At 33.4% G+C, this 20,830-nt stretch carries 18 protein-coding genes and 2 pseudogenes; 18 read left to right on the forward strand and 2 right to left on the reverse strand.

The annotated features are described in order from the left end of the window. Positions 1 to 101: 101 nt before the first annotated feature. The 10 genes and pseudogenes from KHA95_RS03965 (at position 102) to KHA95_RS04010 (ending at position 10,334) form a co-directional block, all read left to right on the forward strand. Complete coding sequence (locus KHA95_RS03965) at positions 102 to 764, forward strand: Pr6Pr family membrane protein (RefSeq protein WP_213136200.1); 663 nt, start codon at positions 102 to 104, stop codon at positions 762 to 764. Beyond that, positions 763 to 1,027, forward strand: a pseudogene (locus tag KHA95_RS22845) (tyrosine-type recombinase/integrase); the annotation flags it as partial. The gene KHA95_RS03965 and the pseudogene KHA95_RS22845, both read left to right, overlap by 2 nt. A 346-nt stretch (positions 1,028 to 1,373) precedes the next feature. Then, positions 1,374 to 1,709 carry an ArsR/SmtB family transcription factor gene (locus KHA95_RS03975; protein WP_213136202.1) on the forward strand — a complete coding sequence of 112 codons (336 nt, stop codon included), beginning with the start codon at positions 1,374 to 1,376 and terminating at the stop codon, positions 1,707 to 1,709. A 41-nt stretch (positions 1,710 to 1,750) separates the two neighbouring features. Beyond that, positions 1,751 to 2,749, forward strand: coding sequence for an NADP-dependent oxidoreductase (locus tag KHA95_RS03980; RefSeq protein ID WP_213136203.1), 999 nt, complete (start codon positions 1,751 to 1,753; stop codon positions 2,747 to 2,749). A gap of 488 nt (positions 2,750 to 3,237) precedes the next feature. Beyond that, the gene (locus KHA95_RS03985) at positions 3,238 to 5,061 is read left to right on the forward strand and encodes a serine hydrolase domain-containing protein (RefSeq protein WP_213136204.1); all 1,824 of its coding nucleotides are present in this window, start codon (positions 3,238 to 3,240) and stop codon (positions 5,059 to 5,061) included. A 439-nt stretch (positions 5,062 to 5,500) separates the two neighbouring features. Beyond that, the gene (locus tag KHA95_RS03990; protein WP_213136205.1) at positions 5,501 to 6,604 is read left to right on the forward strand and encodes a glycerol dehydrogenase; all 1,104 of its coding nucleotides are present in this window, start codon (positions 5,501 to 5,503) and stop codon (positions 6,602 to 6,604) included. 422 nt (positions 6,605 to 7,026) lie between these two features. Continuing rightward, positions 7,027 to 7,134: pseudogene (locus KHA95_RS03995) on the forward strand (MerR family DNA-binding transcriptional regulator); the annotation flags it as partial. 996 nt (positions 7,135 to 8,130) lie between these two features. Continuing rightward, a complete protein-coding gene (locus KHA95_RS04000) occupies positions 8,131 to 8,658 on the forward strand; it encodes a sigma-70 family RNA polymerase sigma factor (protein WP_213136206.1) in 528 nt (175 codons plus the stop codon). Beyond that, positions 8,648 to 9,643 (forward strand): LCP family protein, encoded by a 996-nt coding sequence (locus tag KHA95_RS04005; RefSeq protein ID WP_213136207.1) that lies wholly within the window; start codon positions 8,648 to 8,650, stop codon positions 9,641 to 9,643. Before KHA95_RS04000 ends, KHA95_RS04005 begins: the two co-directional genes overlap by 11 nt. A 310-nt stretch (positions 9,644 to 9,953) precedes the next feature. Beyond that, positions 9,954 to 10,334 carry a DUF2262 domain-containing protein gene (locus KHA95_RS04010; protein WP_213136208.1) on the forward strand — a complete coding sequence of 127 codons (381 nt, stop codon included), beginning with the start codon at positions 9,954 to 9,956 and terminating at the stop codon, positions 10,332 to 10,334. 228 nt (positions 10,335 to 10,562) lie between these two features. Here KHA95_RS04010 and KHA95_RS04015 read toward each other — a convergent pair whose 3' ends face one another. Together KHA95_RS04015 and KHA95_RS04020 are read right to left on the reverse strand one after the other, a co-directional pair. Then, entirely contained in the window at positions 10,563 to 12,206 is a 1,644-nt protein-coding gene (locus tag KHA95_RS04015; protein WP_213136209.1) for a hypothetical protein, read from the reverse strand. A gap of 2 nt (positions 12,207 to 12,208) precedes the next feature. Next, complete coding sequence (locus KHA95_RS04020) at positions 12,209 to 12,991, reverse strand: ABC transporter ATP-binding protein (RefSeq protein WP_213136210.1); 783 nt, start codon at positions 12,989 to 12,991, stop codon at positions 12,209 to 12,211. A 694-nt stretch (positions 12,992 to 13,685) separates the two neighbouring features. Between KHA95_RS04020 and KHA95_RS04025 the strand changes: the two genes are divergently transcribed. From KHA95_RS04025 to KHA95_RS04060, 8 genes are all read left to right on the forward strand, one after another. Next, complete coding sequence (locus KHA95_RS04025) at positions 13,686 to 14,198, forward strand: AAA family ATPase (protein ID WP_213136211.1); 513 nt, start codon at positions 13,686 to 13,688, stop codon at positions 14,196 to 14,198. A 177-nt stretch (positions 14,199 to 14,375) separates the two neighbouring features. Further along, the gene (locus tag KHA95_RS04030) at positions 14,376 to 14,660 is read left to right on the forward strand and encodes a hypothetical protein (protein WP_213136212.1); all 285 of its coding nucleotides are present in this window, start codon (positions 14,376 to 14,378) and stop codon (positions 14,658 to 14,660) included. Positions 14,661 to 15,020: 360 nt separating this feature from the next. Further along, entirely contained in the window at positions 15,021 to 16,064 is a 1,044-nt protein-coding gene (locus tag KHA95_RS04035) for a serine hydrolase domain-containing protein (protein ID WP_213136213.1), read from the forward strand. 351 nt (positions 16,065 to 16,415) lie between these two features. After that, a complete protein-coding gene (locus tag KHA95_RS04040; RefSeq protein ID WP_213136214.1) occupies positions 16,416 to 17,117 on the forward strand; it encodes a lantibiotic protection ABC transporter ATP-binding protein in 702 nt (233 codons plus the stop codon). Between the two features lie 11 nt (positions 17,118 to 17,128). Beyond that, positions 17,129 to 17,890: a lantibiotic immunity ABC transporter MutE/EpiE family permease subunit gene (locus tag KHA95_RS04045; protein WP_213136215.1), complete on the forward strand. Its 762-nt coding sequence runs from the start codon at positions 17,129 to 17,131 to the stop codon at positions 17,888 to 17,890. Beyond that, positions 17,890 to 18,657: a lantibiotic immunity ABC transporter MutG family permease subunit gene (locus KHA95_RS04050; RefSeq protein ID WP_213136216.1), complete on the forward strand. Its 768-nt coding sequence runs from the start codon at positions 17,890 to 17,892 to the stop codon at positions 18,655 to 18,657. The genes KHA95_RS04045 and KHA95_RS04050 overlap by 1 nt, the downstream gene beginning before the upstream one ends. A 24-nt stretch (positions 18,658 to 18,681) precedes the next feature. Then, on the forward strand, positions 18,682 to 19,350 hold the full coding sequence (locus KHA95_RS04055; protein ID WP_213136217.1) for a response regulator transcription factor: 669 nt from the start codon (positions 18,682 to 18,684) through the stop codon (positions 19,348 to 19,350). Next, complete coding sequence (locus tag KHA95_RS04060; RefSeq protein ID WP_213136218.1) at positions 19,341 to 20,720, forward strand: sensor histidine kinase; 1,380 nt, start codon at positions 19,341 to 19,343, stop codon at positions 20,718 to 20,720. Before KHA95_RS04055 ends, KHA95_RS04060 begins: the two co-directional genes overlap by 10 nt. Positions 20,721 to 20,830 lie beyond the last annotated feature (110 nt).

The following is a 20,830-nucleotide window of genomic DNA, read 5'->3' on the forward strand; positions in this document are numbered from 1 at the left end:
CAAAGTTCAAATTAAAGTTATTACATTATCGGTTGCAATAATAGAATAGTATTGTGTCAGAATCGAGCCATTATATTGAAGGAGGGAATGAGATATGAATCATGACTAAGATAGTTTCAGAAAAGCTTACATTCATACAGGTTATACTTCATATTTTAATCGCCTCGATAGGGTTTATTAGTGTACCGCTGCATATACTTTTTTCTCCCGAACCAAGTGTTTCTATTACGAAATTCACAATCCAATCTAATATTATCGTCACCATCATATTTACAGTAAGCACGTTTGCTTTGTTAAAGAAAAAAGAAAGTCATATGTTGGACTTGTGTAAAAATGCAGCCCTTATATATATGATGGTAGTTTTATCAACTTACCACCTTATCCTTTCTAGTGGTGGAGAATACAGTGGGACTAGGATCATTACAAATTTCACATTACACTACTTAATTCCAATATTCGTTTTACTAAATTGGATTATTTTTGAAGAGAAAAAGTGGTATAGTTACAAATCAATCGTCTTGTGGTTGTCTTTCCCAATCCTTTACGGCGCTATATCTTTAATAAGAGGAATGTACGATGGATTCTATCCTTATTTTTTCCTAAATCCGAACGGTCATATCCCTGATGGAGTTGGAAGCTATGTAAATGTAGCGTTAGTCATAGTAGGTTTCACCTTTGTTTATTGCATGCTTGGTTGTCTGCTAATAGTAATGAATCGGGTTATTCTTAAAATAAAAAATACAAAGTGGTTGGAAAATACATGATAAAGAAAGGGAAGTATACATTAATACCCGTTGTTCTATTTGGATGAAGAAGATGGTGAAGAAACTTATATATTACGAAAAAAAGGTGTAAGAGTATTCATCCTCATCAACTACGAGACAGCTATGCTACTCATATGATCAATAACGGTGCGCCACCAGAAGTGATCCAAAGCTTACTTGGTCATGAAAAGAGTGAGACCACAAAAATATATGCTCAGCTAAGTGGTATATTGAGACAAGATTTTTATACTAGTTATTATTGAAAGCTATAAAAATTAAACTTCATCGTAATCGAGATGCGCATATAGATGCGTGTCTTTTTGTTATCGGACTAACAGTGAATAAAATAGACAAGTGAAAGAAATACCCCCTGAATTTGTAATAAATGGACGATGCGATTCAGAGATTTTTCTTTTTAGAAGACCTTTAGATTCCTTATCTAATGTTTTTTTACGGAATACTAAAGTTGCATGCTTTCCCTCTAAGATGTGTTCGTCTCGATTTGCTTTCTCAATATTGCACCTAACATAACAATCGTATATTGTTGAATTCAGTGAAATGGTTCATTAACTTAAACGATTAAACTAAATATTGGAGGTATTTTACTGAATGAATAAACAGGACCAACTAAATATGATCAAAGAGGATTTTATTAATTGTCAAAAGGTATTATTGGCAATTGGTGATGAAACACGACAATCGATCTTGTTAGTTCTAATGGGGACGGATTGTCAAACAGGATTACGTGTGGGTGAAATCACTGAACAAACACATCTTTCTCGACCTGCTGTGTCCCATCATCTTAAAGTTTTACGAGATGCCGGTGTTATTTCAATGCGTAAAGAAGGGACAAAAAACTTTTATTATATAAATGTACGTACAGAATTAGGTTTATTAAAAACGCTTGTGTTAGATATTGATAAGTTCATGCAGAATTTTTATTGAAATGATGGAAGTTAATCACACATTATTTGGAGGGATAGACTGTGAGAGCAATGGTGATTGATAGGTACGGGAAAGTTCCAATGCGTTTGGCAGAAATGCCCACACCTGAGATTGGTGAATATGAGCTACTCGCAGAAATTCATGCAGCTAGTATTAATCCTGTTGATTTTAAGATACGTGATGGCAAAGTGAAATTATTAGTTAAATATAAAATGCCTCTTATCTTAGGGAATGACTTTGCTGGTGTGGTTGTAAAGGTTGGCGCAAAAGTGACTCGTTTTAAAGTAGGTGACGAAATATATGCACGTCCGCGTAAGAGTAAAATCGGTACTTTTGCTGAATATATCGCTATTCATGAAGAAGACATCGCCTTAAAACCTAAAAACTTGAGCTTTGAAAAAGCAGCATCGATCCCACTGGTTGGATTAACATCCTATCAAGCGCTAACAGATATTTTGCAATTACAAAAGGGACAAAAGATTTTAATTCAAGCTGGTGCAGGTGGAGTCGGTACCTTTGCTATTCAACTGGCCAAATCAATGGGTGCCACTGTTGCTACGACTGCCAGTGAGGCTGGTGCGAATTTAGTAAAATCTCTTGGTGTAGATGAAATGATAAATTACAAGACACAAAAATTTGAAGAGATACTGAAAAACTATGATGCGGTATTTGATACACTTGGGGGTGAGATACTCGAAAAATCATTCGAAGTGGTAAAAAGCGGAGGAAAAATTGTTTCCGTTTCGGGATTTCCGAATGCTCGTTTTGGTAAAGAATATGGCTCCGGATTTTTTAAAACGTTATTGTTTTCAGCAGCAAGTCGCAAACTCACTAATCTTGAAAAAATGCATAATGTTCATTATACGTTTTTATTTATGAAGCCAAGTGGAGAACAATTACGTATCATCGCAAATTTTATTGAGACTGGTAAAATCAAACCTATAATTGATCAAGTTTTTCCTTTTGAGAATGCTCAAAAAGCGATGGAATATGCGGAGTCTGGTAGGGCTAAAGGGAAAATAATATTAAAAATCAAATAGTTATGATACGACCCAAAAAAATGTACTGAATCATTCTCCTTGAAAAAATCATTTAACAGAACAAGAAAGTCCATTTGTTAACATCGAGTTTTGTATTTAAGGTGATATAGAGGTTAGTTATTCAATTAAAGGGCGCAATTTAAGAATAAACTGTGTCCTTTTTATTTATTGCCAGATTCTAAAATTGAGGAATATGGCAATGCTTAACGAGAAATATCTGGCAAGGCAAATTGTTGAATCATTTTATATTTTAACAGGACCATTTCGTAGAATATTAGAATACGTCGATTGAACTCTACTGTTGTTTGGGGTAGAGTATCCATTATGAGAACTCTTTCTGTTGGTTATTTGGCAGTGCTTTAACCTAGGATTTTTTCGCGCGTTATATAATGAGGATAAGGGTTATATTGAACTTCCAGAAAATTCTTAAAGAAATCAGGATAAAGATTATATATCTAGTTCAATTGATGAAAGGGGGCTGAATCATATTGAGTAATCGCAATAATAAGATTTTTAAAACGTTCATTTGTTTACTGCTACTCTTGATCTTATTTGGATATAGTCCGCAATCAACGTTTTCTGCAAATGAACATCCAGTTTTAGAAAACAAATTAGAGAATTATATAAAAGAACATGAGGAAAATATTGCTGGCTTAGCAACGATTGTGATAGACCAAGATGAAATTATTTATAAAATGAAAGGTTATTCAAATATAGAAGAACAAATTCTAGTTAATGAAAATACTGTTTTTGAATGGGCATCTGTTTCTAAAATTCTTATTTGGATCAGTGTTTTACAATTAGTAGAGACAGGAAAGCTTGATTTAGAAACAGACATCGAAACTTATTTGCCAATTGATTTCCTCTCTAAAACAAAATTTGAAGATCCGATCACGATACATCACTTAATGCATCATACTGCGGGATTTGATGATAGCTATACAGATTTAATGATTCATCGTCCAACCAAAAAGAACTCATTAAGAGAAGTACTTGAAGAAGCAGATATTAAACAAATATTTCGCCCTGGTGATGTGGTTGCTTATTCAAATTATGGAAGTGGCCTCGCTGCCTACATTGTTGAAGAAGTTAGTGGTCTCGACTATCGAGAATACGTACGGATGAATATTTTTGAACCACTTCAAATGACGAAAACAGCAATAGATCCTGAACAAGACGATAACAAATGGGTGAAAGAACAGAGGGGAGAGGTGCAGGGATATTCGAATGCACTGCAATTAATTGAACCTAATTTTTACTCGATTCCGATGTATCCGGTCGGTAGTGTTATGGGAACTGCGTCAGATTTGCAAAAGTTATTACAAGTGTTATTGACTGAAGATGGAACGCTTTTATTTAAAGATACAAAAACGATTGAATTAATGTTTGAACCAACATTATATTACCCGGAAACGAATATCCCAAGAATCGCAAACGGTTTATTTTATTTACCATCGAAAAGTCAGCATGTTTATGGTCACGGTGGGAATTCTAAGGCTTTTAGCTCTTCTTTTTATGTAGATAGAAAAGAACGGATTGGAGTTTTAGTGTTGACGAACATGAAAGATGAAAATACGTTCACACAGGGAATACCTGAAATTATTTTTGGTGAATATGCACATGATGAAAATGACATAAATTTGGAAAACTCATCCCAATGGAAAGGGATTTATGAGCCGGCTCGGTTGCCTCGACACGGATTTAGTAAAGCGTATGGATTATTTTTAAGAGGCAATACGAAACAGAGTGGGTCACACGATTTAATGATAAACGATTTATATTATTCACAGCTAGAACCAAGCATCTATAAAACAGAAGATGATTTCAGTATGTACAGTCTGGACGTTTATTCAAAACATCCACAAACTAAAAAAATGTTATCTAATACATATTCAGATTTACTTTACGTTCCTTATTACAAACACCTCCTGGAGTGGGGAGGGATTATTCTAGGATTACTAGCTGTAATGTTTTCTTTAATCTATGTTATAGTCACTATTTTAAGAAGGATATGGAATAAAAAACACCTACCTATATTCCTTTTTGCTCAACATTCTTTAAATCTGCTTATGTTTACTAACGTTCTTTGGATCGTTTATAAGGCGTTATCGATGGTAAGTTATTCATTTCTTAAGCCATTTTTAACTTTAAATCTTATTTATGTTGTTATCGCTCTTATCAATAGTGGATATTTGATTGTTAAAATAAAAAGTAAAAGGCTACGTAAATATGAAAAACTAGCTTGGATGATGACGACTGCTTCTACATTTATTTTATGTGTCACTATTTTGTATTGGGAATTTTATTATTAGATATTTCATGTCAATACTGAGGAAGTAATTTGAGATACCAAGTATAGAATTAACCAAAATAGAACGACAAATTACGCGATAGTTGAAAATGATAGTTAGAAGAATGATAAAAATTTTTTATGGGAAATGTACAATATTTTACAATAAAAGAATTCATTTTGATCAATCTTTTTTTCAAAATGGATTAAGTTAACGTAGAATGTGGATTTGCAAAGTATTTTGATCAAAATTTATTCTAAAGCTACAGTAGCTATTGTTTTGAAATAAAGTAGCGATGTTTATAAAAAAAGTTACGAAGCTCTACCCCTTTGGATTTTTTCTAAAGGGGTGTTTTTATAGGGAAAAAAAGACATGGTTTAATTATACGAAAAAATTGTATATAAAATTACTTAAAGTGGACAATATTGAAAGGAATCTAAATAAAAGGAGGTAGCTTAAAATGTCAAAATCAGTAAAATCAGTTACATCACCTAAAAGGTTTATAGTCGGTCAAAACTTACTAGAAGACTTATCTACATATACAAAAACATATGGCGACCATGCTTATGTTATTTGTGATGATTTCATTCTAGATCGAGCAAATAAAGAAGCTGGTAAATTATTCGAAGATGCTGGACATAAAAGTGAATTTGTTAAATTTAATTACCAAATTACTCAAGAAGAAATTGATAGACACCGCGAAGCAATTAGACAAACAAATGCAAATGTAGTCGTTGGTATTGGTGGTGGAAAAACATTAGATACAGCTAAAGCAACTGCCTATTATGAACATTTACCTGTTGTGATTTTTCCAACAATCGCCTCAACGGATGCACCCTGTACAGCACTTTCTGTTATTTACAATACAGATGGTTCATTTGATCGTTACTTATTCTTACCATCAAATCCAGACGTTGTATTAGCTGATACGAATATTTTAGCAGCTGCTCCAACTCGTTTTTTTGTAGCTGGAATCGGTGATGCTCTTGCTACTTATTTCGAAGCGCGTGCATGTTACCGTAAAAACGGTGACAATCTAGTTAATTTGAAACCATCTCTTGCTGGGCTAGGGTTAGCTAAAATGTGCTATGACACAATCCTAGAATATGGCCTTCAAGCTAAAATTGCAGTTGATAATGGAATATCTACTCCAGCTGTTGAAAACACAATTGAAGCTACTATTTATTTAAGTGGTGTTGGTGCTGAAGCTGGTGGTTTAGCTGCTGCCCATGCTATTCATAACGGAATGACTGCTGTCCCATCACTCCACCATGCACAACACGGTGAAAAAGTAGTATTCGGTTTATTAACACAACTTGTTTTAGAAAGTGCTCCAAAAGAGGAAATTGAAATGGTTATTAATTTTATTAAAGAAGTTGGTCTACCATTAACTTTAAAAGATCTAGGTCTTGATGAATTTAGAGAAGAAGAATGGAGAAAAGTAGCGGAAGATGCGTGTGCTGAAGGAGACACAATGGGCAACATGCCACATCCAGTAACTCCTGATAATGTGTATCAAGCAATTATTGCTGCAAACGCATTAGCTGAATATTATCATAATTAATTAGATGCAATAAACAATAACCAAAAATATCAATGGACGCAATTCTCTAACTAAGAATTGCGTCTTTTTTTATAGTGAGTTTTTGGTTAGAAATTTGTAAAAACAGTGGAAAATATCTGTGATTTCTTATCAAAGATAGTATGCATTGAAGACTACTCTCACTCAGAATTAAAGTTCATTCTAAAATGGTTACTTGAATGTAACTAAAAAGATGAATACAGGATAGAATTTATTCCTTTTTTCTTTTGTCACTTTTTGTGGAAAATAAGGCAGGAATTTTATAGTAAAGACTTTTGAAAGTAAAAATTAACTTTAGCTGAGATTTGTGAAATTTAGTACTTAAAAGAACGGGCATGTTAGTTAATCATTGTATAATGGAGTATTATGTTGATAACAGAGTTTATCGCAAAAGGGAGATTTAAATGAAGAATCGATTTTCGATAGGAGAAATGGCTAAGCTTCATCGTAAGACCATAAAAACTTTAAGATATTATGATGAGATTGGATTATTGAAGCCTATTCAAATTGACATAAGGTCGTCATTACTTGACCATGTTGTCATAGGTGACATAATGACTCTATTCTTGATTGTTATTCCATTTCTAAAGGTGATAGGTTATTACTGTATTATGGTTATCATGATGAGCCACCACAACTTTCCTAAGTTCTTTCTCAGTATAGTTAGTTGACGTAAAGGTAAGTCAAGAGTAAAGATTACAATGATTATACACTAGATTATTGATATAATATTCTTCCATATGATATTTCTTTAATTACAGTTACGGGAACTAAGGAGGACAAAGGAATGTATCCTTAGAAGAACTTAACTATAAAATCGCCATGTATGAACTTCAGAAAGAAGAGGTTAGGAAAAATCCTAATCATAACTTTAAATGTCACGGTCTTGAGAGTAAGATGGTGAAGTAATGTACTTGCGCTACCGGGTGATTTTATTCATAACGTTCATAACAAAACAGAATCCATTCCAAAAATGGCGGTTTAGTGATTCATTGCAAGCATATTCAAATTGAATAATATGAAACAAGCCATTAATCCTTCATCAAAAGCATATGTCTATTATGTCTTTAAAATAAATGAAGATTCCCAATCCAAAGGGTTTTTTTCGGTACTTTTCCGGCAGACCTTCGTTTTTTTATGAAGAAATCGCTAGAGATCTAATCGGTTTTAACCAATTCACCTTCACTTCTTGTCCGGTTGAGGGCAGTCTCAAATCCACTTCAGTTGTTACTCCCATGGTATAAAATCAGTATCCCTTCCAGTGTTTTCCCAGTAACCTTAGTTTATAATGCTTCAAAACTGATCGCAATTATTACAGGTTTAAATAGCTAAAGCAAGCAGCATGAATTTTAAAAATTGGATAGCTAGAAATTCTGTAGGTCTGCCGTTTTTTAAATAAGGAATTTATGAAATTGATTCAGTTAAATATTTTTTTTAGTTGAACCTATTATGATTTGATAATCGTCTAATAGCAGAATTCGAAGTAGGTTGAAGGAGAGGATAGTAGATTGGACAAAGAAGAAAAAGATTTCCTATTAGAAAAAGTGATGATTGAATATGGTAATGAGTTAGTACGATTGGCATTTTCTTATGTGAAAGATACAGAGACTGCTAAGGACATGGTTCAAAATACGTTTATCAAATGCTACAAAAACCTTGATTCGTTTCGATTTGACGCACAAATAAAAACATGGCTTTATCGTATAACAATTAATGAATGTAAAGATTATTTAAAAAGTTGGAATTACAAAATGGTACAAGTAAAAAGTTTTATAAATGAGACAGCAAAGTCAATATTACCATCAACAGAAAGAACAGTTATCGATAAATACAATAATGAAGAAATAAAAGATACGATCTTTTCACTTCCCAAAATGTATCGGGAAGTGGTTTATCTATACTACTATGAGTCATTAATGACAGAGGAAATCGCCAACGTTTTGGATATTCCAGTTAATACAGTGAAAACTCGATTAAGAAGAGCAAAACAAAGATTAGAGCCGATGATAAGGGAGGCAGAACTTAATGAAAGATAAACGATTAAGGGATAAGTTTTATAAAACGTCTGATCAGGAACTAAGATTTACGAAAGAAGACCGCAATGAAGTGTTTGAACAAATTCATAAACTGGAGAAGAAAAATAATACAAAAAAGAAATCACTTGTTTCTTCTTCAAAAAAATTCGCTCCACTTATAGTTTCTTTATTAGTAGTAGGTTTGTGTACATTTTTGTTCATTCCATCGATTCTTCTTGGAAACTTTAATAATGAAAATAATGCAAGTGAATCAGTATTTCAAGAGGACGAGTTTTTAACTACTCTATTAACGGTGAAAGATGAAAATAATAGAATACCTATTAATCTTTTACTTTCTTATAGTAAAGATAAAAAGATGATGAAGGTTCTTTCTATCCCTCGGGATGCTTATGCTCCAATATTAGAAAAGAATGATGGAACTACTTCATATGATAAATTGACCCATGCTTATGTTTACGGTTCGGGAGGAGCTGAAAATGTAAGAACAACAGTTTCTAAGCTATTTGATTTAACAATAGATTATTATGCTGTTATTGATTTAGAAACCCTTTCATCAATGATTGATTTAGTGAATGGTATAGATTACGACTTACAAGAAGATATTCGAGTAAGAGCTATATCTACAGTGGCATTTGAATTCAAAAAGGGAACGCATCGTTTGAATGGAGAAGAGGTTGTGGCATTAATGATGGATGCGACAGTGGGAAGAAGCTTGGATGAACAAGACCAATTAAACCTCATTAATGCAGTTATAAATCAAACAATAAACGAATTACCACAAACAGAATTAAAACAATTCACTACTAAACTAGAAGGGAATTTTCCGATTGAACAATTGTTAGAAAATAAAATGGAACTTCCCTCAATACAATCAGTATCATTATTGGATGGAATAAAAGATGAAATGATAGATGGGGCTTACTATATTAAATTTGAGAAGGACTTTTTAAGTTCAGTTTCAGAAGAGTTAACCACATTTAACTGAATGCAAATTGGAAATTTCTGGAAAAATCTTTAATGACTTATGAATGTGATTTTATACTGAGATAAGATAAAGGTGTGTTGATTAAAGGTAGATTAACACATCTTTATTGAATAATTTTACTAATCGTAATTGAAATGGCCCCGAAATCAGCTAAATAAAGATCCCTCTTATTGTATCGGGGGTGTAATCAATCATTCCCCCAATCGGTTTTTACCATCCTCAATCAATATAGAATTAATACGGTACCAGTCTTTTTCTCTTTGTCTAATGTTGTCCTGATCCCTTGTCATTCGCGGGATGCTTATTTCCATTGTCTAGAGGTGGGAGCAAGGAAAGGAAGGAATTTAAAAATGAACATTTTATAGATGTTACGGTTTCAATTGAAGATTACGATAGAGATACCGTTCTAAAATTAGTAGAAATAACACTCCGGATAACCAAAGAACAAGAAGAGAATTACAAAAGAAAAGCTTCTGAAGAGTTAATTGAATTACACAATAAGACATGGAATGAAGGTGAAATAAACTCTAAAGAGGAGTTTGTAAACCGAATAAAGTTAGAAGGTATTTTATTCTTCTGCGAAGGTAACGCTGAATTGTATTATAATGACGGAGATTTGTTTTGGGGACATACAATTGTTGTAGATGTAAATGAAAATGGTGAATATGAATCTGCCCAAATAAATGGTTAATAACAGTAACATACAAATAAGGAATTGCTTTACTTCAGTTTTAAAAGTATATGTTTGTAAACCTAACTGGAAATATTGAACAACAAATTATTAATGAACCATCAACAAAAAGTGGTTTCAAATGCTTTTCGTCACACAAGAGTTGAAATAAGAAAACGTGGCTGTTCATTTTTTAGGCAGCCACGTTTTTTGGGTTAATACTAACCTGTATGGCGTATCGCTTCGAAATTATCCAATAATCTTTTTCCAAGTAATATTGAAAGCTAGTTTCCAAAGTATAGCCAAGCAGATGATTATAATCACTAAATATAGATATATTCCATAAGAGAACAAAGTGCTGACAAAATGTAAGCCAGCAAACAATGCAACAAACAGCATTAATCCAAATGCAATGGCACCGTTGCTGTTTTGATTGTATTGTTCAAAAGACTCCGAGAAGGGAATAGACTTTTGAAGAATCATAAAACAAATGACCGCATAAATGCAGGCATTTAAAAATACAACTACAAGATCTGGCAAAACCCTTACTCCAAATAATGCAATGAATACTGCACTTAAAAGCAAGTAAACGGGTAAATATAATTTAAAGATAAACGCCTTTATCGTACCACTAAATACCGGTTTTAGTTGTTGAATAGGAGCAACCTTGTAAATCCACGCCGCCTTATATTTTACTGAAAACTTTAGAAGGATCATGATGGTTGGGATAATAATTAGGCTAAAGTAAATAGTTAAATATAAATTGCTAGTGGATAGATGATTAAGATTAGTATTAAATCCATTCATGATAAAAATAAAAGGCATTACGATTGAAAAACCCAAAGATGGGTAGGCCTTCAATTTAAAATCTCGTTCATTTTTCATCATGGAACTGGCGAATCGAAAAAATGCTTTTTCTTCATTTGAGTGACAAATGACTCTAAGGAACAAATGACTAAGCTTACTATGTTTATTTTCCTTTGCTTTTCCATGATAAGTGAGCTTTTGAAGATTTTTTTCAAAAGCATGATTGAATTTCATATAAATCCAAATAGATAGGAGAGGGATCAAAATTCCTAAAGCTGAAAAGAAAAGGTAAAACAGCTCAAAGGAGCCATTCATCAACATTTCCATATTTGCCCCATACCACATTGGAAAGATAAATATTTGCCACCATTGTGGTTCAAGCGAAACGTTTAAATCAATAAACTGAAAAGAGCGAACAAGCAATTGGTATCCAACCATAATCATAAGTGACAACCCAATTTGGACATAATTAATAATATCTTTTAATTTTTCTCCATCAAAGAATCGTAAAATAGTTAAATAGATAAGGGCGGTTAACCCAACGATTAACAGGTCAATGAGGATAATATTAACGACTGAAACCAAGAAAAATAAGATCCCCTTTTTGATAAGTCCCACAATCAAAGGAATACTGACTAGCGCAATAGTAAGGAAAGACAAATAAATGACAACATGCACTATTTTCGCGGTGCCAATCGTTTTTCGATCAACTGGCTTTGGAAAAAGGATGTTTCGGTCACGGATGTCTAGTAAAACAGAAGAAAAATCGGCAATCATGGAGGTCATGACAAAAAAGGTAAAAATCCCAAAGAATAGACTCATTTGAAAAAGATAATTTTCACCCATCAGGACAAATGGAATCATAAACAGACCAAAAAATACGTAAATCCATAAAGATTTAATATACTGATTGTTAGTTTCCTTGTCTTTTTTTCTCGCGTTTTGTGAGAAAATGGTTGGAACACGCCGACCATCCATCGTTAACTTAACTTGTAAAATCCTTCTCATTATTTTGTAATCTACGCCAAAGCTGCTAAAGATTTTTTCAAAACGATCCAATAGTTTCAGCGTGCGATAATCCTGCATTTTTACATCTCCCTTACGACCGATACAAATTTTGCACCAAGTTCTTTATGTTCATTAAATCCTGTAAGTTGGTTAAAAATTTGTTCAAGCGACCCCTCAGTATTTTGCTGTTTTAACTCTTCAAATGTACCATCAGCAGCAATTTTACCATCATGCAGGAGAATGATGCGGCTGCTTATTTTTTCGACGACATCCATAATATGAGAAGAGTAGAATATCGTTTTTCCTTGCTCGGAAAGTTGTGTCATAATTTCTTTGAAAATCATCACGCTATTTGCATCCAAACCATTGATAGGTTCATCAAAAAATAATAGTTCTGGATCATGTAGCAGGCTTGAGATAATTAAAAGTTTTTGACGCATTCCTTTTGAATAGGATGCAATCCGAGAATGATAGACTTCGCCTACTCCGAATAGCTCCATTAGGCTTTTTGCCTTATAATTAGCGAGATCAAGGTCAAGACCATATAATTCGCCAATAAAGGTTAGATATTCTTGGCCAGTTAAATTGTCGTAAACATCGGCGATTTCCGGTACATAACCAATTTTTCTTTTATACTCGATATTTCCGTCAGAGATATCATGACCAAAGATTTTTATCTCACCCGAATAGTCGTCTTCAATGCCAAGTATGATTTTTACAGTGGTACTTTTCCCAGCTCCATTCGGTCCAATATACCCAATGATTTCTCCTTTTTTTACTTGAAGGGAAACACCTTTTAAGACCGATTTTGGACCATAATCTTTTTTCAAATCAGTAATTTCTAATATAAAGTCTTCTATCATTTTGATTTTAACCTCTATTTCTGGATTATATATCCATTTGATCTATCTCTATTTTAACATAAACCTCCTATTAAAAATTCCCATAAATCATTTTCAATTTTTTATCTGTATCTAAAAGGAAGTGGATGTTTTTGGATTTAACGAGGGCTTATGAGAAAAACTGAGAACCTCTTTTTATTGCTACTACATGCTGTTCAATATCCAATAATTAGGCGCTATTGTTAAATAGTGAAGGGATAATTTCTCAGTGAAACCTTGATAAATTAGCTCTTTCATCTTGCAGAATCCTTAATAGTGAATATGCGGGCTTCGTTGACGTTATCTCATTGTAAGTGCGGTGACGACAAGTGATAAAATCTGTGAAAATCGCTTGTAAAAAACATGGAAGAAGTCGTACTGTTTAATGGATGTAATCAGGACTATACATGATTAAAATTCCAACTTTACTTATACAGTTGTTATAACATAGTGGTAATTAGCTAAAATCTCTTATCTCTCTCGTGTTTTTTCAGGGAAAAGGAATAAAGGAAATAGAGGGAATAAAAGAGAAAGTAAACACAAAGGACACATCCCTGATGTTATATACAAGATTGGAAAAATTAAAATATTAAATAGGGAGATTAGTGAACATGCTGGGGGCTTCCTTTGTAGTATACTGAAAAGAATTAGTTTATTTAACAAAGTGAGGGGTTATATGGAACGCACGATTCCAAATAAAATCCATATTATAGGCTCAATCGGCAGTGGAAAAACTACTTTAGCTAAAACACTTTCTAATCGGTTGAAAATTCCATATTATGAATTAGATAATGTAGTTTGGAAAAGGTTTGATACTGGAGATATTAGAAGAACTGAACAAGAAAGAGACGAATATTTAAATTCAATAACCAACAATAAAAAATGGATTATTGAAGGTGTTCATCATACTTGGGTGTGCCCTTGCTTTCACCATGCTGAATTAATTTTATTTTTGGATACCGATTTATCTACAAGAAGAATGAGGATAATTAAGCGGTTTTTTAGGCAAAAAATGGGTATTGAAAAAGCAAACTATAAACCGACATTAAAAATTTTCAAAGATTTATATAACTACAACACTGTTTTCGAATATAAAAGTAAGCCGGAAATTTTTGATATGTTAACTCCCTATAATAGAAAGTTAGTCATTTTAAAAGACAACGCAGAAGCTATACACTATTTCAACTAAAGGGTGGCTTGGTGGAATAGGGTTACTGAAATGCTCAACGACTAGTATTAAAGTCAAGTTACAATGTCAGGATATTCATACATACTGTACTTGAATAAAAACCGTGATGAATTAATAAAAAATTTGCTACGATTACATTGATAAACTGAATTTTAACAATTCAAACAAACGGGCCATATGTCGAATAGAAAAGGAGTTGGTTTTAGGGATTGGGGCACTGCCAGCGGAATACTTAAATATCTATTTATGGGTGTGTTTTTATTATTTTTTGCTATGGACGCTATATCAAAAAAGACTTATAGAATTCACTTTTACACATCTTTAACAGTAGCAATCCTCTTCTTAATGTTAGAAAAAAACTGGTCTCCTGTACTAAAGATTGGTACGATCGCTTTAGTTGTCTTATTAACTATAAAAACAATTGTTGATGAGAGAAAAAGATGGGCGAATAAGGAAGTGTAGACTCTTTCCAAATAGGATTATTAGAATAAAATTAAAGGGTCTTCGGAATATATAGTGGAATTACTTTTTTTATAATTTAAAACAAATAGTGTTTAAATCGGATTATCTCTGGTGGAATGTTGTGTCAATCAATAGTATCGATCAAATACGAGTGATACTTTGTGAAAAAATTTAAAAAATGTATCGGGCTATTCGAATTATTGAATGGAAAAATTTAATATAGATCCTTGTGTAACTAACGGGGCAGTTTAGTGGAAGAGTCCTGATTGATCTTTGTTCAGCAATCGGGGCCATTTAATGGAACAATGGTATCAGTCAAAATTGTTATTATAATGAATAACATGGGGGGAGGTTAGCCATATGGAAATTCAAAAACAAAAATTCCAAAAAATTTTCGGAAACGTTACAAAGAAAAAGAATATACATGAATCTATTCTTCTTGTAGAAAACTCCAATGGAGATGTTTCATACAGTTTGGGGTACGGGGGTAAGAATGTAGATACGCCATTCTTTATTGCAAGTATCACAAAGCTGTTCACAACCACTTGTATTTTTATTTTGAGAGAGCAGGGCAAACTGTCACTGGATGATGAAATAACAAGATATTTAAAAAAAGATACATTAAGGAACCTTCACGTTTACAAAGGTCGAGAGTATTCTAATAGACTTACACTCTCGAACTTATTGTTTCATACAAGTGGATTGAGGGATGTGATTGAGGAGGGCAGCAATAAGTCGAAAAAACGTGCTATTTATAAGGATGTGCAAATTGATTTTAATGAAACCATAATAAAGACGAAGGAAATCAAACCACACTTTGCACCAGATATGGGGAAAAGAGCTCATTACGCAAATATAAACTTTGAAATCCTCGGAAAAATAATTGAAATAGTTACTAATTCAACATTGGAAGATGTGTATAGACAATTAATTTTTGATCCTTTAGGGCTCAAAAATACTTATCTCCCGAAGGATGAGGATGATTTTATCCCGTATATTTATTATAAGGACACTGCCTTTTACCGTCCAAAGTTACTTAAGAGCATTCGCGCAAGTGGCGGTTGTGTTTCTACGGCTCGTGAATTAATGGTATTCATCAAGGTTTTCTTTAAAGGAAAATTATTTAATAATACTGTTTTTCATGAACTAAAAGTAAATAACAGGTTACAGGCTTCTATGCTTCCAATTCATTACGCTGCTGGATATATGAGAGTTCCACTAAATGGTCTTGCAACACTTTTTATGGGAAAAGGTGAGTTAATTGGTCATTCTGGTTCAACAGGTTCCTTAGCATTTTACTATCCCGAAAAGGATATGTTTTTTATTGGAGATGTCAATCAAATGGAAAACCCCGCAACTCCTGTGCGGCTGGTGATGCGACTTGCCATGTCTATGAAATCATGAAGACTAAAGTATCTGGCATGAAGTAACAGACCACATCATAATAGGCAACTATGGTGTCGTTTTTTCCACACTATTAAGAATTTGGAAAAGGGAGACTTATAAACCCTTTTCCACCATAAAATCCGAATACCCAAATTAAATAGAAAAGCCAACTCATTTAAGAATCGAGCACGAGAATGGAACGAACAGATTACACAAAAACTTCATATGGACATAGGATACGGAGAAAAAGATGGTTGAACAGGATTTTAACTGATCAATCATCTTTTTTTATTTCTTTAGCGATGTTGATAGAATCTTGATTTTTTGTTGGTAAACTCCCTTTATAAACGTGAAAGGAGCTATTTGAAAATGGATAAGTATATCTTACAAACTAGACAGCTAACTAAGAATTACAGGAGGACTACAGTTTTAAATGACGTATCAATCAATGTAAGGAAGAATACCGTTTACGGTCTTTTGGGACCAAATGGTGCGGGGAAGTCAACAGCGTTAAAAATCATAACCGGTTTGCTTAAGCAAACATCCGGAGAAGTGATTTTTAATGGAAATCAGTGGACTAGAAAGGATTTAGCACATATTGGTTCTTTAATTGAAAATGCCCCACTTTATGGGAATTTAACAGCTAAAGAAAATCTGGAGGTCATCAATACAATTCTTGGGTTGCCAAAAGAACGAATCGAGGAGGTTCTTCAAATTGTTGGCTTAACAAATACAGGAAGTAAAAGAGTGATGAATTTTTCAATGGGAATGAAGCAGCGTCTAGGTATTGCCCTAGCTATCTTGAATCGTCCAAAGCTATTAATCCTAGATGAGCCCACGAATGGATTAGATCCTATTGGGATTCAAGAATTAAGGGAATTGATTGCTTCCTTTCCGAAGCAGGGCATGACAGTCCTTTTATCGAGCCACTTGTTATCGGAAGTTGAACATATAGCTGACGATATCGGCATCATCAGCAATGGGATACTCGGTTATGAAGGGAAATACCATTCTTATGAAAATTTAGAAACGCTTTTTACCGATGTAGTACGAAAGAATAAAGCTCAATAGGAGGTTACCGTATGTATTTATATTTGAAATCAGAGATCTTAAAAACAAAAAGAACAAACATAAGAAAAATACTGTTGATGATTCCCTTACTTTGCTCTCTCCTTGCACTTGGCTTTAATTTTCTAAGCGGCGATCCAGAGATTATAAGTCTCAGTGCAGAAACAATCATCAATCATTGGGGAATATTATGGATCTCCGTATTTATTGCCCTTACGACAGGGCTTTTAAATAATTTGGAAAGGAAGTCTACAAACTATAAAACCATCATTGCTTTACCAATCAATCTTCAAAAAAAGGAAATGAGCAGAGTTTTATTAGTGACTGGTTTTGCGGTGCTAGGGTCTCTTCTTATAATTGTTGCTATTAGCCTAACGAGTTTACTAATCCAGACAAGTCCATATTTGGTTCCACTATTTTCTTGTTTTTTGGCCGTTATTTTGATGTTTGTTACTTCACTATGGCAAATTCCATTTTGTTTGTGGCTTTCAAGAAAAACGAATTTCTTCATTACGTTACTATTGAATAGCATGCTTAATTTAAGCTTAGGTGCATTTTTTGCTCCCACAGAAGATTGGTGGTTTATCCCATATAGCTGGCATTTAAGGGTGCAAATGCCTTTAACACATCTGCACTCTAATGGAATACCTTTGCCACAAAACGATGAACTGTTGAGTTATTCGGCCATCCCAATCGCTCTTGTATTAAGCATTCTATTCTTTATTGTGCTTACTTTGATAACTGTTAGGTCTTTTAATAAGATAGAGGTGAAATAATGCTACAATTTAATAGATGTTTACTAGGTGAGTTTAGGAAGAGAAAGCGAAGTTTTTTCCTTTTATTACACTTGTGCATCCCTTTTATCTTACCAGGTACCTTGGTGATGTATTTTTTATCCAGAAATGGCTTGATAAGTTCAGAAGCAAGCTACGCTATTTTCCTAGAATTAATAGGTGTTGGTACACCTGCCATCATTTCTATTATTTGTGGAATGGTGGCTGATTCTGAAAGTGAAGCAGGCAATTTCCAAAATATGCTTGGAATAATTCAGAGCAAAACGATCTCATTTGTAAGTCAAACAACAATGATGATTATCTCTTATAGTGCTGCAATGACTTTAACGATTTCAATCTATACTTTGGCTCTGAAGTTTCTAGTTGGTGTTAATGAAGTTCATTTTACTCTCTACTTTTTAACAGGTACAATTTTTACAATAACTTCCGCCTTTCAATATTTCTTCTATCAAGTCATTGGTTATAGGTATGGGATAGGAATTTGTAGCATATGCGGGTTTGGAGGAGTGATTATCGTTGCTCTTTCTTTGACCACGATAGGAGATAAAGTGTGGGGGTTTTTGCCTTGGGCTTGGGCAAACCGATTCAGCAAATATGTAATGGATTACTTGAATACGATGGATGTGAACTTGATTAGAAATCCGATGCTGGTGACAGGAGGTTATTTTTTTCTTATTCTTACAATTGGAGTGATTTTTGTAAGCATTGTTTGGGTTAATCGTTGGAGCGGAAGGAAAACAACTGATTAAATAAGATTAAAGGGTGACATAATAATGGCAAAAATCTTAGCGATTGATGATGATGCAGCAATTCTAAGACTGGTCGGGAAAATGTTAGAGTTGAAAAAACATAAGGTTACAACCTTGCAAAGCATAAAGGATATCACAATAGAGGAAATAAATAAATATAATCTGATTTTACTAGATGTCATGATGCCAGGTGAGGATGGCTTTAAAATTTGTGAGAAAATTAGACCCGTGATTGATATACCAATCATCTTTATGACAGCCAAAAGTGATGAAAATTCCATTATTGAAGGTTTATCAATCGGCGGTGATGATTATATTGTAAAGCCGTTTAGTATACATGAAGTAAATGCACGAATTGAGTCTCATTTAAGACGGGAAGCTAGACCAAGGAATAGAACTAAAAGTGTGTTTATTGATGGGAATATACTCATTGATTTAGAAGCAAAAAAAATAAGTATTCAAGGTGAAGAGGTAAGTTTTACAAAGACTCAATACAGAATCTGTGAACTACTTGCTTTACATAAAGGGAAAACTTTTTCAAAAGAAGATATTTATGAATCTGTCTATTCAATAGAAAGTGATTCTCAAATTTCAACGATTGTTGAACATATTAGGGTAATAAGAAAAAAGTTTGCCCAATTTAATTTAACCCCCATTAATACGGTCTGGGGCGTAGGGTATATATGGGAATAAAGAATACATTTTCAGCTTATTTTGTTAAATCGATTATAAAGTTATGCTTTGTTGGTTTACTTATTTTGATGCTAAATATCTGGTTCGTGTTAGGAGGAATCAATAACCACCTATTAATTCCGGCAAACGAGCCGATCAAAAAGGCGGAAAATATCCAAAGTGAAATTGTAAACGCAGATTATATCGACTTCAATATTATTCCTTCTGAACTGGATTACGCCATTTTTAATAAGCAAACAAATGAGATGATAAGGAGTAATATGAGTTCCAGGAATAATGAAAAAGCAAAAGAAGCTTTTCGGAATTCAAGTAAGGACGAAAGGAGTTCTTTTATAAGATATGATAGTAAAAATGAAGCGATTTTGATTTATTATAATTTGAAAGTTCAGTTCGCAAACGTTGAATTAAGAAAGGTATTTCCTAACCCGGGTGTATGGCTTTCCATCCTTTCGATTTTGACATACTGTATTTATATAGTTTGGAATATTAGAAGTTTCTCGCGAGTGATTATACAAGAAAATCAAAAGCTAATTAATGTGGCACGAAAAATAGAAGAAAAGGATCTGAATATCGAATTTCCGCAAGTTCGATTTAATGAGTATAAAGATGTAATGGGCGCAATGGAAAGCTTATCAGAAGCGCTAGTTAAATCGATTCAAAAGGAAATAGAGGTCACTAACTCAAAGGCAGAACAAATCAGTTATTTAATACATGATATTAAAATTCCACTAACCGTGATAAAAGGAAATACGGAGCTGCTGGAAATGATGATAACCGATGATATGAAGGAAAACTTTAGTGACATTATGGACTCCGTACAACAGATTGAACGATACATTCAGGAAGTTATCGATATTAATCTGAACAATAAGCAAATAAATACGGATAAAGAAGAAGTGGCAATCAATGATTTCTTGTACAAGCTAGAAGCCGAAGTGAAGAGCTTAAGTAATAATATAGTCGTCGAAGATTTTACGGAGAATGGGACTAGAATTTTTATAGATGTAAATCTTCTTATTCGGGCAATTAATAATGTCGTACTAAACGGAATTGAAAGAACACCACAGGATAAAAAAGTACAATTAAGCGTCAGGCAAGATAAAGATTTTATTCAATTCATTATCAGTGATCAGGGACCTGGTTTTTCTAAGGAAGCTCTAAAAAAAGGATCTGAACTTTTCTATACCGAAAATGATGGACGGACGAATAACAGCCATTATGGCTTGGGATTAACGTTTACTGAAAAAGTAATCAAGCAGCATAATGGAAGGATAAGGCTTAGCAATAATGCAGATCACTCTGGAGAGGTGCTGGTAGAATTACCCGTACTAAAATTGGAGCCCGAAAAAGAGTTAATAGATAGATCATAGGTAGCAGTACTTAAAGTAAAGGGTGCGTTAATTCAGCAATCGATCCATATTGTTAAAGGAAGCCCCTCAATGATTGAGGGGCTTTTATTTGTCTAGATTTGAAGATTTTC

Source organism: Bacillus sp. FJAT-50079 (assembly GCF_018343515.1).
Classification (GTDB): Bacteria; Bacillota; Bacilli; order Bacillales; family Bacillaceae_C; genus Lederbergia.

Bases quoted from the DNA above. Each gene is read 5' to 3' on its own strand.
- KHA95_RS04045 (WP_213136215.1), top strand. From the start codon at position 17,129: ATGTATTTATATTTGAAATCAGAGATCTTAAAAACAAAAAGAACAAAC.
- KHA95_RS04030 (WP_213136212.1), top strand. From the start codon at position 14,376: ATGTCGAATAGAAAAGGAGTTGGTTTTAGGGATTGGGGCACTGCCAGC.
- KHA95_RS04015 (WP_213136209.1), bottom strand. From the start codon at position 12,206: ATGCAGGATTATCGCACGCTGAAACTATTGGATCGTTTTGAAAAAATC.
- KHA95_RS03965 (WP_213136200.1), top strand. From the start codon at position 102: ATGACTAAGATAGTTTCAGAAAAGCTTACATTCATACAGGTTATACTT.
- KHA95_RS03990 (WP_213136205.1), top strand. From the start codon at position 5,501: ATGTCAAAATCAGTAAAATCAGTTACATCACCTAAAAGGTTTATAGTC.
- KHA95_RS04055 (WP_213136217.1), top strand. From the start codon at position 18,682: ATGGCAAAAATCTTAGCGATTGATGATGATGCAGCAATTCTAAGACTG.
- KHA95_RS04020 (WP_213136210.1), bottom strand. From the start codon at position 12,991: ATGATAGAAGACTTTATATTAGAAATTACTGATTTGAAAAAAGATTAT.
- KHA95_RS04060 (WP_213136218.1), top strand. From the start codon at position 19,341: ATGGGAATAAAGAATACATTTTCAGCTTATTTTGTTAAATCGATTATA.
- KHA95_RS03975 (WP_213136202.1), top strand. From the start codon at position 1,374: ATGAATAAACAGGACCAACTAAATATGATCAAAGAGGATTTTATTAAT.
- KHA95_RS04025 (WP_213136211.1), top strand. From the start codon at position 13,686: ATGGAACGCACGATTCCAAATAAAATCCATATTATAGGCTCAATCGGC.
- KHA95_RS04040 (WP_213136214.1), top strand. From the start codon at position 16,416: ATGGATAAGTATATCTTACAAACTAGACAGCTAACTAAGAATTACAGG.
- KHA95_RS04050 (WP_213136216.1), top strand. From the start codon at position 17,890: ATGCTACAATTTAATAGATGTTTACTAGGTGAGTTTAGGAAGAGAAAG.
- KHA95_RS04005 (WP_213136207.1), top strand. From the start codon at position 8,648: ATGAAAGATAAACGATTAAGGGATAAGTTTTATAAAACGTCTGATCAG.
- KHA95_RS04035 (WP_213136213.1), top strand. From the start codon at position 15,021: ATGGAAATTCAAAAACAAAAATTCCAAAAAATTTTCGGAAACGTTACA.